15 protein-coding genes are annotated in these 14,280 nt (G+C 65.8%); 2 read left to right on the top strand and 13 right to left on the bottom strand.

Annotation, left to right across the window (positions count from 1 at the left end; all coding sequences use genetic code 11):
- Window positions 1-110: 110 nt before the first annotated feature.
- The 11 genes from ACQR0U_RS30350 to ACQR0U_RS30300 all read right to left on the bottom strand — a co-directional run bounded on the left by ACQR0U_RS30350 (window position 111) and on the right by ACQR0U_RS30300 (window position 10,969).
- Entirely contained in the window at window positions 111-1,694 is a 1,584-nt protein-coding gene (locus ACQR0U_RS30350) for a DHA2 family efflux MFS transporter permease subunit (RefSeq protein WP_315753195.1), read from the bottom strand.
- A 12-nt stretch (window positions 1,695-1,706) separates the two neighbouring features.
- Window positions 1,707-2,972: an HlyD family secretion protein gene (locus tag ACQR0U_RS30345; RefSeq protein WP_315753196.1), complete on the bottom strand. Its 1,266-nt coding sequence runs from the start codon at window positions 2,970-2,972 to the stop codon at window positions 1,707-1,709.
- A 312-nt stretch (window positions 2,973-3,284) separates the two neighbouring features.
- Complete coding sequence (locus ACQR0U_RS30340) at window positions 3,285-3,977, bottom strand: YoaK family protein (protein WP_315753197.1); 693 nt, start codon at window positions 3,975-3,977, stop codon at window positions 3,285-3,287.
- A 19-nt stretch (window positions 3,978-3,996) separates the two neighbouring features.
- Window positions 3,997-5,412: an alginate export family protein gene (locus ACQR0U_RS30335; protein ID WP_434844064.1), complete on the bottom strand. Its 1,416-nt coding sequence runs from the start codon at window positions 5,410-5,412 to the stop codon at window positions 3,997-3,999.
- 12 nt (window positions 5,413-5,424) lie between these two features.
- Window positions 5,425-6,315: a glyoxalase gene (locus ACQR0U_RS30330; RefSeq protein ID WP_434844063.1), complete on the bottom strand. Its 891-nt coding sequence runs from the start codon at window positions 6,313-6,315 to the stop codon at window positions 5,425-5,427.
- Window positions 6,316-6,341: 26 nt separating this feature from the next.
- A complete protein-coding gene (locus ACQR0U_RS30325) occupies window positions 6,342-6,767 on the bottom strand; it encodes a DoxX family protein (RefSeq protein WP_434844062.1) in 426 nt (141 codons plus the stop codon).
- Between the two features lies 1 nt (window position 6,768).
- Window positions 6,769-8,646, bottom strand: a complete 1,878-nt coding sequence (locus ACQR0U_RS30320; protein ID WP_434844061.1) for an amidohydrolase — start codon at window positions 8,644-8,646, stop codon at window positions 6,769-6,771.
- Window positions 8,643-8,930: a XapX domain-containing protein gene (locus ACQR0U_RS30315; RefSeq protein WP_315712754.1), complete on the bottom strand. Its 288-nt coding sequence runs from the start codon at window positions 8,928-8,930 to the stop codon at window positions 8,643-8,645. The genes ACQR0U_RS30320 and ACQR0U_RS30315 overlap by 4 nt, the downstream gene beginning before the upstream one ends.
- A gap of 14 nt (window positions 8,931-8,944) precedes the next feature.
- Window positions 8,945-9,589 (bottom strand): hydrolase, encoded by a 645-nt coding sequence (locus ACQR0U_RS30310; protein WP_315712755.1) that lies wholly within the window; start codon window positions 9,587-9,589, stop codon window positions 8,945-8,947.
- Window positions 9,590-9,616: 27 nt separating this feature from the next.
- Entirely contained in the window at window positions 9,617-10,129 is a 513-nt protein-coding gene (locus tag ACQR0U_RS30305; RefSeq protein ID WP_434844060.1) for a hypothetical protein, read from the bottom strand.
- 15 nt (window positions 10,130-10,144) lie between these two features.
- Window positions 10,145-10,969: an alpha/beta fold hydrolase gene (locus ACQR0U_RS30300; protein ID WP_315753203.1), complete on the bottom strand. Its 825-nt coding sequence runs from the start codon at window positions 10,967-10,969 to the stop codon at window positions 10,145-10,147.
- A 140-nt stretch (window positions 10,970-11,109) separates the two neighbouring features.
- Between ACQR0U_RS30300 and ACQR0U_RS30295 the strand changes: the two genes are divergently transcribed.
- Complete coding sequence (locus ACQR0U_RS30295) at window positions 11,110-12,159, top strand: AraC family transcriptional regulator (protein ID WP_315753204.1); 1,050 nt, start codon at window positions 11,110-11,112, stop codon at window positions 12,157-12,159.
- A 33-nt stretch (window positions 12,160-12,192) separates the two neighbouring features.
- On the opposite strand, the gene ACQR0U_RS30290 is transcribed toward ACQR0U_RS30295, so the two are convergent.
- Together ACQR0U_RS30290 and thiD are read right to left on the bottom strand one after the other, a co-directional pair.
- Window positions 12,193-12,648: a nuclear transport factor 2 family protein gene (locus ACQR0U_RS30290; protein ID WP_434844059.1), complete on the bottom strand. Its 456-nt coding sequence runs from the start codon at window positions 12,646-12,648 to the stop codon at window positions 12,193-12,195.
- A 105-nt stretch (window positions 12,649-12,753) separates the two neighbouring features.
- Window positions 12,754-13,554: a bifunctional hydroxymethylpyrimidine kinase/phosphomethylpyrimidine kinase gene (gene thiD / locus ACQR0U_RS30285; RefSeq protein WP_315753205.1), complete on the bottom strand. Its 801-nt coding sequence runs from the start codon at window positions 13,552-13,554 to the stop codon at window positions 12,754-12,756.
- A gap of 122 nt (window positions 13,555-13,676) precedes the next feature.
- Between thiD and ACQR0U_RS30280 the strand changes: the two genes are divergently transcribed.
- A complete protein-coding gene (locus ACQR0U_RS30280; RefSeq protein WP_315712762.1) occupies window positions 13,677-13,922 on the top strand; it encodes an Lrp/AsnC ligand binding domain-containing protein in 246 nt (81 codons plus the stop codon).
- Window positions 13,923-14,280 lie beyond the last annotated feature (358 nt).

Genomic DNA, 14,280 nt, shown 5'->3' with positions numbered 1-14,280 from the left:
TTCTTGACCGTCATTCCGGGGCAGCCCGTCTGGGCTGAACCCGGAATCTCGAGATTCCGGGTTCGATGCTTGCCATCGCCCCGGAATGACAGCCGAACAACAGTGCCTACTCAATGCGCCATCGCCGGCCCGCCGCCGAGCTTGACCTTGCGGAGCGTCAGCGCCAGCGGAATCGCCGACAGCGAGATCAGCATCAGCGCCCAGTAGACGTCGACATAAGCGAGCAGCGACGACTGCATCTGCACGGTCTGGCCGATCCAGGCGAGCGCCTGCTGCTGCGCCTGGACCAGCGAGCTGCCATGCGCGGTGAAGTAATTGGTCACCTGGTGCAGCGTGTCCTGATAGGCCGGATTGGATGGAATCGCATTCTCCACCAGCCGGCTCTGGTGGAACTGCCCTCGATGCGCCAGGATGTTGGCGGCCAGCGACACGCCGATCGAGCCGCCGGTGTTGCGCGCGGCGTTGATCAGCGCCGAGGCCTGGTCGGTCTTCTCAGGCGGAATGCCGTTGTAGGACGCGGTCGTGATCGACAGGAAGATCAGCGGCAGGCCAATTCCGATCAGCATGCGGGATTCGGCGAAGAACCAGAAATCCACATTGGCGTAGACCCGGGTGAGGTCGTACATCGCGAACGCCACGACGGCCGCGCCCGTCATGATCATGTATTTCGGCTGCACCTTGCCCGAGAGGCGCCCGACGACGAACATCATCGCCATCGTGACGAGGCCGCCCGGCGACAGCACGAGGCCGGCCCAGGTGGCGGTGTAGCCGAAATCCTGCTGCACCATCTGCGGCAGCATCTGCGTGGTGCCGAGCAGGATCGCGCCGGTCGCCAGCATCACCAGGAAGCTGGCGCCGAACTGGCGCGACGCCAGCATGCGGACATCGACCGTCGGATTTTTCTGGTTCATCTCCCACGGGATCATCGCGATGAAGGCCGCGACGCAGACCGCGGCGGTCACCATGATGAAGCGCGAGTCGAACCAGTCGTCCTCCAGGCCACGGTCCAGCATCAGCTCGAGCGCGCCGAGAAATGTCGCGACCAGCACGAAGCCGACCACGTCAAAGCCATGCGCCTGCTTGCGCCGCTCGGCCGTGACCTCTTCTGGCTCCTTGAGGATGAGCCCGATCAGGATCATCGCGGCGACGCCGACGGGGCCGTTGATCAGGAAGCACCAGTGCCAGGAGACGTTGTCGGAGAGATAGCCGCCGAGCGTCGGACCGACGACGGGCGCGACCACGACGGCGACGCCGAACAGCGCGAACGCCTGGCCGCGCTTTTCCGGCGGGAAGGAGTCGGCGAGGATCGATTGCGCCACCGGCACCATGCCGCCGCCGCCGAGGCCCTGCATGATCCGGAACAGCAGCAGCACCTGCAGATTCCAGGCGAAGCCGCACAGCACCGAGCTCAAGGTGAACAGGCCGAGGCACAGCAGGAAGAAGGTCTTGCGGCCGAAGCGCTTGGCGAGATAGCTCGAGGCGGTCAGGATGATCGCGTTGGACACGAGATAGGTCGTCACCACCCAGGAGGATTCGTCCTGGCTGACGCCCATGCCGCCGGCGATATAGGGCAGTGCGACGTTGGCGATGGTGGTGTCCAGCACCTCCATGAAGGTCGCGAGCGCCACCAGCACCGCGATGATCCACGGACTGCCTGCGGATCGCGACGCGGCGAGAGGAGCAGCCTCACTCATGGCCGACCTCTCTCACAGCACGGCCTTCAGCCGCTCATAGAGCGACGGCTTGGGATCGACGCGAACGGTCGGCACCACCGACATGCCCGGGCCGAGCGCGACGTCCGTCGGCGGATCGTCCATGTCGATCTTGACCGGCACGCGCTGCACGATCTTGACGTAGTTGCCGGTCGCATTCTGCGGCGGCAGCAGCGAGAATGCCGGGCCCGAGCCGGACTGCACGCTCGCGACGTGGCCGCGGATCTCGCGCTCCGGATAGGCATCGATCTCGAGGGTCACGGGCTGGCCGGGTCGCATCTCGTCGAGCTGGGTTTCCTTGAAATTGGCGGTCACCCAGACGTCATCGGGCACGAACATCGAAAGCGCCGTCCCTTGTGCCGCGAACTGACCATCGGCGGCGCTGAGATTGACAATGCGGCCGGACTGCGCCGCGGTCACGGTCGTGTACGACAGATTGAGCTGGGCCTGGTCGCGCTGGGCCTGCGCCTGAGCGAGATTGGCGTCGGCGCTCTCGTGCTGCGCCTTCAGCGACTCCAACTGGCGTTGCGCGACCGAGAGGTTGGCCTGCGCCGAGGTCAGCGCCGCCTTCTGCTGCTGGAGCTGCGATGTGTATTGCTGCTCGCTCTGCACCGTGCCGGAGCCGGTGCGGGCGAGGTCCTGATAGCGCTTGGCCTGCTGCTCTGCGAAGGTCAGCCCGGCCTGGGCCTGCTCGACCTGGGCCTGGCCCGCGGTGATCTGCGCCTGCTGCACGTCGATCTGCGCATCGATGTTGCGGATCGCCGCCTGCGCCGACTTCACCTGCGCATCGGCCTGCGCCAGCGCGGTCTTGTAGTCGCGATCGTCGATGCGCGCGATCACGTCGCCGGCCTTGACGTGCTGGTTGTCGGTGACCGGGACGGCGGTGATGTAGCCGGAGACTTTCGGCGCAATGGAGAACTGGCGGGCCGCGATGAAGGCGTCGTCGGTGGTCTCATAGTGACCGGCCGCATCGTAGTAGACGTAGCCGCCGGCGCCGACGGCGAGCAGCAGCACGAGACCCAGCGCTGCCCCGAGCGGATGCCGCCGGATCAGGCTCCTCCGGGACCCCTCCTGGCGCTCCCCGTGCTCCGTCGGCGGCGGGCCGGGCTCCGCCGCCGGCATCTTGGCCTCGACCTGCTGCCGAGGCTCGCCGGAGGCCCGCCCGCGCCATTGCTGCACGGCCCGATCGCGGGCCGAGACCGCCGGATCGTCGTTGGCCGCCGATGGGACCTCGGCCGACGACAGAGCTTGCCGTGTCATCACGTCTCCTTGAATAGAACGGAACCGTTTCGTTTCTATAATTGGGCGTAAGGCAGGTGGGACGCAATGGCGAGCCGCGATGCGGACGGCTAAACTTTTCGTCATTGAAGGCCGCCGGCGCGCGTTCCGCTGCGCCTTCACCGCGGTCCGCCGTCAGCAACGTCAACTGCGTTCCGCCGCCGCGGTTGCAGTCTCACGTCATCGCGATGGCTCGATGAACTCGGGCAAATACAACACGCGCACACGGCTGCCGCCGGCGGCGCCGGCACCGCACGTCCGGCCGGCGCGCGGCACCGGCCCCTGACGGCGTTCTCAGCGCGCCGGCTCCGGCCCGGCGAGACGCACGGCGAGAGCCAGCGCGCCGATGACCGGCGGCACGACGAAGCACCAGCTGCCCAGCCGCACGAACAGCAGCGCGGCGGCGCCGCAGCCGAGCGCAAAGGCGAGCACGTTGATGGCCATCTGCATGAGCCGCGCCGGCGGCGACGCCTGGCCCTTGTCGCCGACATAGATCCTGTCGGCGAGGTCGATCATCACCTGCGTGGTGGTGCCGGTCATCAGGGTCGAGGGCGGCGAACTCGGCAGATGGATCCGGTGCACGGCATTCTGGATTGCCATCGCCGCGACCAGCACCATGCCGGTGATGATCGCCTCGCGGCTGTCGCCATTGTGGAACGGGCCGAAATGGATGGCGAGCACGGCGCCGAGGACGAGCAGCACCAGCTTGACGCCGATCAGGATCTCGAAGGCGCGTGACCACCGCCGCGACAGCAACGTGCCGGTCAGCCGCGTCGCGATCACGACCACGCAGAACACCGGCAGCGCCAGCAGCTTGGCTATCGCGCCCGAGGTCCCGAGCGCCAGCGCCGCGCCGAACGTCACGAAGTTGCCGGTAACATGCGCCGTGAACAGGCCCTGCAGCGCCAGGAACCCGGCGGTGTCGACATAGCCGGCATTGACGCTGAGCAGCAGCGGCACCACGTTGCGGGACTCGAATTGCGACATGTCGTCCTACTTTCGTTGCTCAGAGCGCGTATTTCAATTCGATGCCAATGTAGTCGGAGTCATGGCCGCCAGCGCGGCGCAGCGTCTGGCCGATCTCATAGTGCACGGCTTCCAACGCTCCGGTGAGGTTGGCGTTGAAGCGATAGTCGGCGCGCAACTGCGCATAGACGCCGGACCACGAGCTGCCCTGCCCCGCGGTGCCGGCGACCGCGACATTGGGCTGGACGTAGATCGCGTCCGCATCGGTCACGCGCCATTGCAGGCCGATCGCGGCCATGAATGACAGCGCGGCGGTCGGCTTCACCGTCAGCGACGGCTTGAGATGGATCAGGTTGGTGTAGCCGGTGAAGCCGGCCAGCGTGAAGTAATAGCCGTTCGGGAACAGCGGATTGAACGTCTCGATCCTGTTGTCGCCGGGATGGCGGTCGCCGGAGGCGCCGTCGACCTGAAGGCCGATGCGCGGCTGCCAGGCGAGGTCGGCGAAGGTGTAGCCGGCGCGGGCGCCGGCGCCCCAGGCGCGGATCTGCTTCGCCCCGACCGAGCCCGCCTGCCCCATCGCCTCGAGATCCCAGTCGAAGCCCGCGAGCTTGCCGGCGAAGCGGATATCCAGCACGTGGCGCTGCTCGAGGCCGGCTGCGTCGAGGAAGCGCGCATTGTCGCGCTGATAGTAGGAATAATACGACGACAGCTCGTTGGTGCCGAGCACCTGGCGCTCGACGCGGAAGGTGTGGAACAGGAACGATCCGTTCGACGTGTCGTCGAACGGACGCACCAGATTATATTGCACCGGCTGGCTGACGAAGCCGATGAAGCGCCATGGGCCGCTTTCCCAGTCGGCCCACAGCGCATCGAAGGACTGGCGCACGTTCGGTCCGTCGCGCGACGACACGAAGCGCTGCAGGTCGAAGTCGAAATCCTGCCGCCCGACCCGGGCCTTGAACGTGCCGCTGTCCGTCGCATTGACATAGGCGAGGAAGGCGAGCCGGAGGTCGAGCGGGTCCTGGTCGACGGACGTGATCTTGGCCTTGCCGAAGGCTCTGATGTCCTCGAGCTGGACGAACAGCTGCCAGTGCTCATTGAGATGTGCGTCGGCATGGATCTGCAGCCGTTGCAGGACATGCTGATCGGGTCTCGTTCCACCGATGCCGAAGCTCGCGGCATCCAGGCTCTCGAACCGCTCGCGCAGGTTCATGCCGAACGAGACATAGCTCTGCGGCACGCCGGTGTGCAGCGGGATGTACTTGATGGGATCGAACGGCCCTGTGCGCAGCGCCGGATCGGCCAGCACCGACCAATCCTCCTGCCAGCGGTTGGTGCGGATGGCGGGACGTGTGGCGGTGTCCTCCGCGAGTGCCGCGCCGCATGACGCAGCGACTATCACAACCGCTGCCGCCGTCCCCGTCAGTGCCCAACCGATTCGCACGCGCGTCCTCATCGTTGAGTGCGCCTACTTTACCAGCGCATGAATCTCCGCGACATAGCCGCCGGGAAACTGCACCACCGCCTGCTCGCGCCTGTCCGAGTTGAACGGCTCGACCAGCACAGTGGCGCCTACTGCTTTTGCCTTGTCCAGGGTCGCCTTGAGATCAGTCACCTCGTAGCCGGTCGTCTCGCGTCCGAACGGATACGGCAGATGGCCGTCGGTGACGAGCACGGTCATGCGGCCGAACACCGACGCGATGCGGATGCGCCGATAGTGATCATTCGGGCGGCCGATCTCGACGCCGGGCGCCTTGGCATCGTCGGAGACAACCTTGCCCTTCGAGAAACGCAGGAAGGCGCGGGTGAAGGCCTCGGCGCGATCGGGCGAGACATAGACGCGGTTGTCGGGAACGGTCTGGAACGCAGTGTAGGACGGCTTGGTCGTGTGCCAGTACAGCTGCATGTTGACGCCGCCCGGCCATTGGATCACGGCATCACGTCCGATCGGATCGGGGAATGGCGCGACCAGCACGTCGGCGCCGGCGGCCTTGGCCGCCTCGATCGCCGCGTCCAGATCGGTGACCAGATAGCCGGTGCGTTCGGCCCCGAACGGATACGGAATTCCGGTCTTGAAGCCGAACAGCGAGACCGTGCCGACTGGCGTCTGCAACAGCTGCGAGGTCGTGCTGCTCGGAGCAGGCGTCACCGTCGCAACCACCTGCTTGGTGCTCTGGCCGCCGAAGGTGGCGAGGAAGCTGGTGGCGAACTTCTCGACGTCGTCCGGCGCGACATAGACATGCGTGGTGTCGTATTGCGCGCCCACGCCGATCAGCGGCGCCGCGTCCTTGGCGAACGCGGGCGCGGCGAGCAGCGTGGTGGCGATGACGGCGCCGAGCAGATGACAGGAACGGACCATGACGACCTCGAATGAGCAGATGTGGATCAAGCGCGGTGCGTGCGCCAGGAGATGATCGAGACGAGCACGAGGCCGGCGATCAGGCCGAGATGCTCGAAGAAGGCGTTCAGCGCCATGAACCGGTCATGGCCGGACATGTGCCAGAAATCATTGGCGGCGAGCATCGCAACGAGCGTGAGCACGCCGAGCGCGCCGGCGCCGAGCCAGACGAACCGGTTCGCGATGACGAGCACCGAGCCGATCAGCTCGACGGCGATCGCGGCCGCCGCCCACGGCTCCGCTGGCTGCAGGCCGAAATGCGCCTGCTCGGCAATCGCGCTTGGGAAGTCCATGAACTTCTGGACGCCGCCGATCAGATAGGCTGAAACCAGCGCGACCCGCGCCGCGTGCCACAGCCAGCGCCAGTCGAGCACCACGGCGATCGGCCGTGGCGTGTCGGACATCCCCGCCATCTCAGACCGCCCAGCAGGCGCAGCCGAGCGCACCCCAGAAGCTCTTGAGATCGGAGACCGGCAGGCTGGAGGACCATGCCCGCGCGTGGTCATGGCCATGCACGCCGCATGCGCTGGCGCAGCCGCACATCTGCATCGCCTGGGCGCGGACGCCGCCGTGATCGTCCTTCTCCAGCCAGGCGCCGTAGCCGCCGAAGCGGCGCACCGGCGACCACTCCGGCATGGCCGGCGGCGGAGCGGCGTCGTCCAGCGGCTTGAACGCGGCGGCGGCGTAGACGATGCGGCCGCCGACCATGGTGAGGTCGCTGGTGATGTCGGCGATCTCGGCCTCCGCACAGGAGAAGAAGTCGCGATCCGGCACGATCAAATCGGCGAACTGCCCGACCGCAATGCGGCCCTTCCTGCCTTCTTCGTTGGAGAACCAGGTGACGTTCTCGGTCCACATCCTGAGCGCGGTCTCGCGATCGAGGCAGTTGCGCTGCGGATACAGCCGCAGGCCACCGACGGTGCGGCCGGTCACCAGCCACGACAGCGACACCCAGGGGTTATAGGAAGCGACGCGGGTCGCGTCGGTGCCGGCGGAAACCTTGACGCCCTTGTCGAGGATCTTCTTCACCGGCGGCGTCGCCTCGGCCGCGCCGAAGCCGTAGCGCTCGACGAAGTACTCGCCCTGATAGGCCATGCGGTGCTGCACGGCGATGCCGCCGCCGAGCGCCGCGATGCGGTCGATCGATTGGTCCGAGATCGTTTCGGCATGGTCGAAGAACCAGTGCAGACCCTCGAGCGGCGTATCCTGGTTGACTTTCTCGAACACGTCGAGCGCGCGCGAGATGGTCTCGTCATAGGTCGCGTGCAGCCGCCACGGCCACTTGTTCTGGACCAGGATGCGCACGACCTCCTCGAGCTCGCCTTCCATCTCGGCCGGCATGTCCGGCCGCGGTACGCGAAAATCCTCGAAATCGGCGGCCGAGAACACCAGCATCTCGCCGGCGCCGTTGTGGCGGAAATAGTCGTTGCCCTGCTTGTAGGTCGAGTTCTGCGTCCAGCGCAGGAAGTCGTCCTTCTCGCCCTTCGGTTTCTGCGTGAACAGATTGTAGGCGAGCCGGATCGTGAGCTGGCCGTCATCGGCCAGCTTCTGGATCACGGCGTAGTCATCCGGATAGTTCTGGAAGCCGCCGCCGGCATCGATCGCACCGGTGACGCCGAGCCGGTTCAGCTCGCGCATGAAGTGCCGCGTCGAGTTGAGCTGATAGTCGAACGGCAGCTTTGGACCCTTGGCCAGCGTCGCGTAGAGGATCGCGGCGTTCGGCTGGGCGAGCAGCAGGCCGGTCGGATTGCCCTGTGCGTCACGCGCGATCTCGCCGCCTGGCGGCTGCGGCGTATCCTTGTCGTAGCCGACGGCACGCAGCGCGGCGCCGTTCAGGATGGCGCGGTCGTACAGATGCAGCAGGAACACGGGCGTGTCGGGCGCGACGGCGTTGAGCTCGTCAATCGTCGGCAGGCGCTTTTCGGTGAACTGATGCTCGGTGAAGCCGCCGACCACGCGCACCCATTGCGGCGGCGGTGTGATGGCGACCTGGGCCTTGAGCATCGCCATCGCGTCCGCGAGCGAGCGCACGCCGTCCCAGCGCAGCTCCATGTTGAAGTTGAGCCCGCCGCGGATGATGTGCAGGTGATTGTCGATCAGCCCCGGCAGCACGCGACGGCCCTTGAGATCGATGATCTTCGTTCGGGGACCGGCGAGCTTCATCACGTCCTGCTCGTGGCCGACCGCGGTGAAGGCGCCGTCCTTGATCGCCACCGCGCTCGCCGTGGGATTGGACCGATCGAGCGTCGTGAACAGGCCGTGATGGAGGATGAGATCGGGGTAATCGCTCATGAGGCCTTCTCATTCTGCACAGTAGAATTGGTCGTCTCTGCCCGGCCGTGGTGGCCAGGCAGCAGGCCGAAGATGTGCGTGGCGCAGGCCGCCTTCTGCCACGCGGCAGCAAGCGTGGTCCCGTTCAGGAGCTGCTTGCCTACGGGGATCACCTGCTCTCCGACGAGGATGCCGAGAAGGCCGACCAGCGCCACCAATGGCGGCGCCGGCGAGCGGACCTGAAGCAGGCTGTAGATCACGCCGACCAGCAGCCCTGCCCCGAGCGAAAACAGATAGATCTTCATCGTTCGTCCCGGGACTACTTGGCCCCGCCCTCCGAGGCGTGCTCTCCAAGCGCCCATTTGGAGAAGCGGATCTGGATGCCGTAGGGCGAATGCGCCTTCAGGATCTCCATCATGCCGTCATAGGTCTCGGCACGCGCCCAGTCCTGCTGCAGCTCGAAGGCGAACTGGCACGAGGTGATCGGCACCGCGCCGGCCTGCACCGCGCGGTCCATCGCCCTGTTGTGCGCCTCGAGCGACAGGTCGCCGCAGGCATCGGCCGGGATGTAGATCTCATAGCCTTCGCGCAGCATGTCGAGCGTCGGGAACAGCACACAGGCCTCGGTCCAGAGTCCCGCGATGATGAACTTCTTGCGACCGGTGGCAGCGACCTGCTTGCGGAAGCCGGCATCGAGCCAGGAGTTCATCGCCGTGCGGTCGACGATGTCGTGCTCTGGAAACAGCTCGGTCACCTCTGGCATGAAGGGACCGGAGAACGAGTCCTTGGCGACTGTGGTGAGCACGGTCGGAATCTTGAACAGCTTGGCCGCCTTGGCGACGATCTGGATGTTGTTGAACACGCCGAGGCGGTCATGAGACTGCACGCCCTGATACATCGCGGGCTGATAGTCGATCAGCGCCACGGCGCAGTTCTGCGGGGTCAGCATTTCGAGCTTGGACACGAGGTTCTCCTTGAAGGGTCGAATCGATCAGGTGAGAGACGCTCGCGGCGCCAGCGTGGTTGGCGCGAAACGCCGCCACGAGAAGACACCGAAAGCAATGAACATAGCGAGCGTGACGAGCTGAGCTGCGGCGAACGGCGGCTCGCTCTGCGTCGGCGCCAGGACATTGAGCACGCCGATCTTCTGGAACGACTGCACGATCGCGACGAAGACGTTGAGATAGAGCGAGAGCAGCGCGGTGACGACGTAGACCCGTCGCCACCATCCCGACAGCGCGAACGCATAGAGTGCGGCGCTGGCCGCAATCAACAGCGCGAGCAGGATGATGCCGATGATGCGCGGCGGGTCGAGACCGAACGGCGGCAGCGGAAAGCCGGTCACGCCGGTGAGGAAGGTCGTGACCAGGAACAGCGCCGCCCAGGCCGCCAGATGGCGGCCTGCCAGCATGCCGGCGAGCATGACGAGCCCGGTCGCGATTCCGATCAGGCTCAGCACCACGTGGATCTGAAGAAACAGGGCCGTCGGAATTCCCCAGGTCATGCAAGCCTCCTCTGATCAGCCCTTGATGAAGGTCAGTAGGTCGGCGTTGATGGTCTCCGCCTCCGTGGTCGGCATGCCGTGCGGAAAGCCCTTGTAGGTCTTCAGCACGCCGTTCTTCAGCAGCCTGGCCGACAGCGGCGCGGAATCCGCGTAAGGCACGATCTGGTCGTCCTCGCTGTGCATGACCAGCACCGGCAAGGTGATCTTCTTGAGATCCTCGGTGAAATCGGTCTGCGAGAAGGCGACGACGCCGTCGTAGTGCGCCTTGGCGCTGCCCATCATGCCCTGCCGCCACCAGTTCTGGATCACGGCCTCGGACGGCTTGGCGCCAGGCTTGTTGTAGCCGTAGAACGGCCCAGCGGCGACGTCGCGATAGAATTCCGCGCGGCGCGTGGCGACCTGGGTCTGAAAGTCGTCGAACACCGACTTCGGCAGCCCGCCCGGATTGGCCGCGGTCTGCAGCATCAGCGGCGGCACCGCGGCGATGATGGCAGCCTTGGCCGCGCGGCTCTCGCCATGGCGCGCGAGGTAATGCACCACCTCGCCGCCGCCCGTGGAATGGCCGACATGGATCGCGCGCTTGAGATCGAGATGCGCGGTCAAGGCCGCGAGATCGTCGGCATAGTGGTCCATGTCGTGACCGTCGGCGACCTGGGCCGAACGACCATGGCCGCGGCGATCATGGGCGATGACGCGAAAGCCGTGATTGAGGAAAAACAGCATCTGCGCATCCCAATCATCCGCTGACAGCGGCCAGCCATGGCTGAACACGATCGGCTGGCCGGAGCCCCAATCCTTGTAGTAAATCTCTGTGCCGTCATTGGTTTTCAGAACGGGCATGATTTTCTCCTGCGCGCCAGCCATGCGGTCGCACCAACGAATTTCGTGTCGCGATCGCCAATACCCGGTGCTATGCAATCTCATGTGCATCTGCACAATGACCCGAGGAGGCCAAAGCACTGGCCCCAGAAGGCCAAGGGATGGCTCAGCAGATTCGAACCACATCGTCGTCCTGGATGCGCGGCGTCGCGACGACGCTGAACGAGCAAGGTCTGGATGCGGCCGCGCTGTTCGCCGACGTAGGCCTCTCGATCGACGATCTCGACGATTGCGATCGCCGCTGGCCGACCGAGGCGCTGAGCCGGTTGTGGATGCTGGCGGCCGAGCGTTCGGGCAATCCGGACATCGGGCTGGCAAAGCTCGATGCGCCGCGACCTGACAACTATGGCGTCGCCGGCTATGCCATGATGTCGAGCCCCACGCTGCTCGCCGGGCTGACGCGACTGATCCGCTACATGTGCCTGGTGAGCGACGCGGTGACCATCACGCTCGAGCAGGGCAATGGCGGCCGTTGGGTGCGGACCGACGTGTTCGGCGGTGAATGCCCGATTCCGCGGCAGCGCTATGACTACGGCGTCGTCAATCTGCTCAATCTATGCCGGTGGATGCTGGATCGTCCGCTGACGCCGCTCGCCACGCGTTTCTCGCATGCGGTGCCGCTGTCGATCGCGTGCTACAACAGGGCGTTCCAATCCCCACTCGAATTCGATGCGCCATTCAACGGCTTCCTGGTGTCGGATCAGGATCTCGCCTGCAAGCTGACGACCTCGGCGCCCGAGCTTTCGGCAATCCACGATCGGATCGCCGACGAGGCGCTGGAGCGTCTGGTCAAGGCCGACACTGCGTATCGCGCCCGCGCCGCGATCGTCAGGCTGCTGCCCGACGGCAGCCCGCTGCGCTCGGCCATCGCAGCCGAGCTGGGCTTGAGCGACCGAACCTTCCAGCGCCGGCTGGCGGACGAAGGCCTCTCCTTCAGCGATCTCGTCGACGATGTCAGGCGCGAGCTCGCCCAGCGCCATCTCGCCGATTTCCGCATGACGCTCACCGACATCGGCTATCTGCTCGGCTATGCCGACCAGAGCACCTTCTTCCGCGCATCCAATCGCTGGTTCGGCGAATCACCGGGCGAATACCGCTCGCGGCTGATGGAGGGCGTGCGGCGGGAAGTCGCTGTCGCGCGCGGACCATGATCCGCCGGCGGGAGACGCCTTCAGACGCGTTCTTCAGAACATCCCGTTGGGATTGGCCGACTGCTCGGGAACGGGCTGCACCGAATCCCAATGCTCCTCGATCTTGCCGTCCTTGAGACGGAAGATGTCGACGATGGCGTTGCCGCGTGTGCCGGGCTCGCGGACGGCGTGAACGCGCAGCACGACGAAGTCGCCGTCGACATGCACCTGCGTGATCCTGCTGTGCGACTGTGGAAATTTGGCCTTCAGAAATTCGATGAACTTGCGAAATCCCTCCGGGCCGTCCTCGGCATTCGGATTGTGCTGGATGTAGGTGCCGAGATATTTCGACGCCGCCTCGAAATCCTTGCGATTGAGGCCCTGCTCATAGAAGTCGAGCACGATCGCCTTGTTGCGCTCCTCCTGGGCCGAATAGGCCCGCTGAGCCAGCACCGGTGTTACGACCGTGGCGAACAGCACCGCGGCCACCGCGGCGAAACGCGTCATCATTCCGTCATCTCCCCCGGGGCGCAGACATGATGCCCACTCCAGCTATTTCGGCTGTCGCCAGCTAAGCGGACTTCCCACGGGAAGTGACCTCAAAGATGAGTGACCTCAATAATAGCGGTGGAGATGATGCACCGGGCCGTGGCCGTGTCCGACCGTGAAGCGATCGGCAGCCGCGATCGCGCCGGAGATGAAGGCCTTGGCGTTGCCTACGGCCGCCTCGAGGCTCTCCCCCTTCGCCAGCCCTGCGGCCACGGCCGACGACAGCGAACACCCCGTGCCGTGGGTGTTCTTCGTGTCGATGCGCGGCGACGGCAATGGGATGCTGGTTGCTGATGTGATCAGGTAATCGGTGCTGTCGGCGCCCTGCCCGTGGCCGCCCTTGATCAGCACGGCCGGACAGCCGAGCGCGAGCAGCCGGCGGCCTTGCGCCGCGATCGCCTCGTCCGAGGTCGCGACCGGCTCGTCCAGCAGCGCGGCCGCCTCGGGCAGGTTCGGCGTGATCAGCGACGCCCGCGGGATCAGCCCGCGGCGCAACGCGTCGATCGCATCCTCCGGCAACAGCCGCGCGCCCGAGGTTGCGACCATCACCGGATCGAGCACCACGTGCCGCGGCCGCCAGCGCGCGAGGCTTGCCGCAATGGCGTCGGCAATCGGCGCCTGCGCCACCATGCCGATCTTGACCGCGCCGACGGCGAGGTCATCGAACACCGCATCGATCTGCGCGGCGACGAAATCGGGCGGCACCAGATGCACGCCGGTCACGCCCCTGGTGTTCTGGGCGGTCAGCGCCGTCAGCACCGAGGCGCCATAGACGCCGAGCGCCGCGAAGGTCTTGAGGTCGGCCTGGATACCGGCTCCCCCGGAGGAATCCGAACCGGCGATGGTGAGTGCGACGGGGGTGCTCATGCCCCCTTCCTAGCGCGGGCCGGCCGCGCCCGGCAAGCAGGCCGGCCCACCGGAGAAAGCGTATCGACTTCGTCGGAAAACGCTATATTGAGGCGAAAGATGCCTTCCGGAGACAGCCCGCAATGGTTCCCTTCTTCGTCCAGATCAAGTGCAAGCTTGGCCAGTCCTACACGGTCGCCAATGCGCTGGCGGAAGCCGAGATCGCCTCCGAGATCTACTCGACGGCGGGAAATTACGACCTGCTGGTGAAGTTCTACGTCGACAATGCCACCGACATCGGCCACTTCGTGAATGAGAAGGTCCAGATCCTGCCCGGCATTCAGGACACCCACACCATCATCACGTTCAAGGCCTTCGGCGCCACCTGACGAGGCGCTTTCTCACCACCCGGCGCGGCCTGCCCGTCGGGCGCCTGCCTCAACACCTGCCTCACGACAAAGGCGCCCGTCGTGACCGACGGGCGCCGAGGTCCTGAAAATGGGTCAAGCATGGTTTCGTCATGAAAGACGGTGGCGGCCGGAGACCGTTGTCCGCCAATTCGCACCAGTGGGCCGGAAAGCCGGACCTTTCGATCGTGAGGGGCAATGGGGGGACCGTCGAACGGCCCGGCTTTCCCTTCGGCAACTTGGCGACAGGCGTTCTATAGCGGGTACGCGGAGCACCGGGTCAAGGCGGGCGGCCGATCCGATACGGTCGATCAAGAAGTTGAGACGAAAACTCAAGAAT

Source organism: Bradyrhizobium sp. HKCCYLRH3097 (assembly GCF_051167875.1).
Taxonomy (GTDB): Bacteria; Pseudomonadota; Alphaproteobacteria; order Rhizobiales; family Xanthobacteraceae; genus Bradyrhizobium.
The sequence above is the reverse complement of the archived record's forward strand: the minus strand, read 5'-3'. Positions and strand labels throughout refer to the sequence as shown.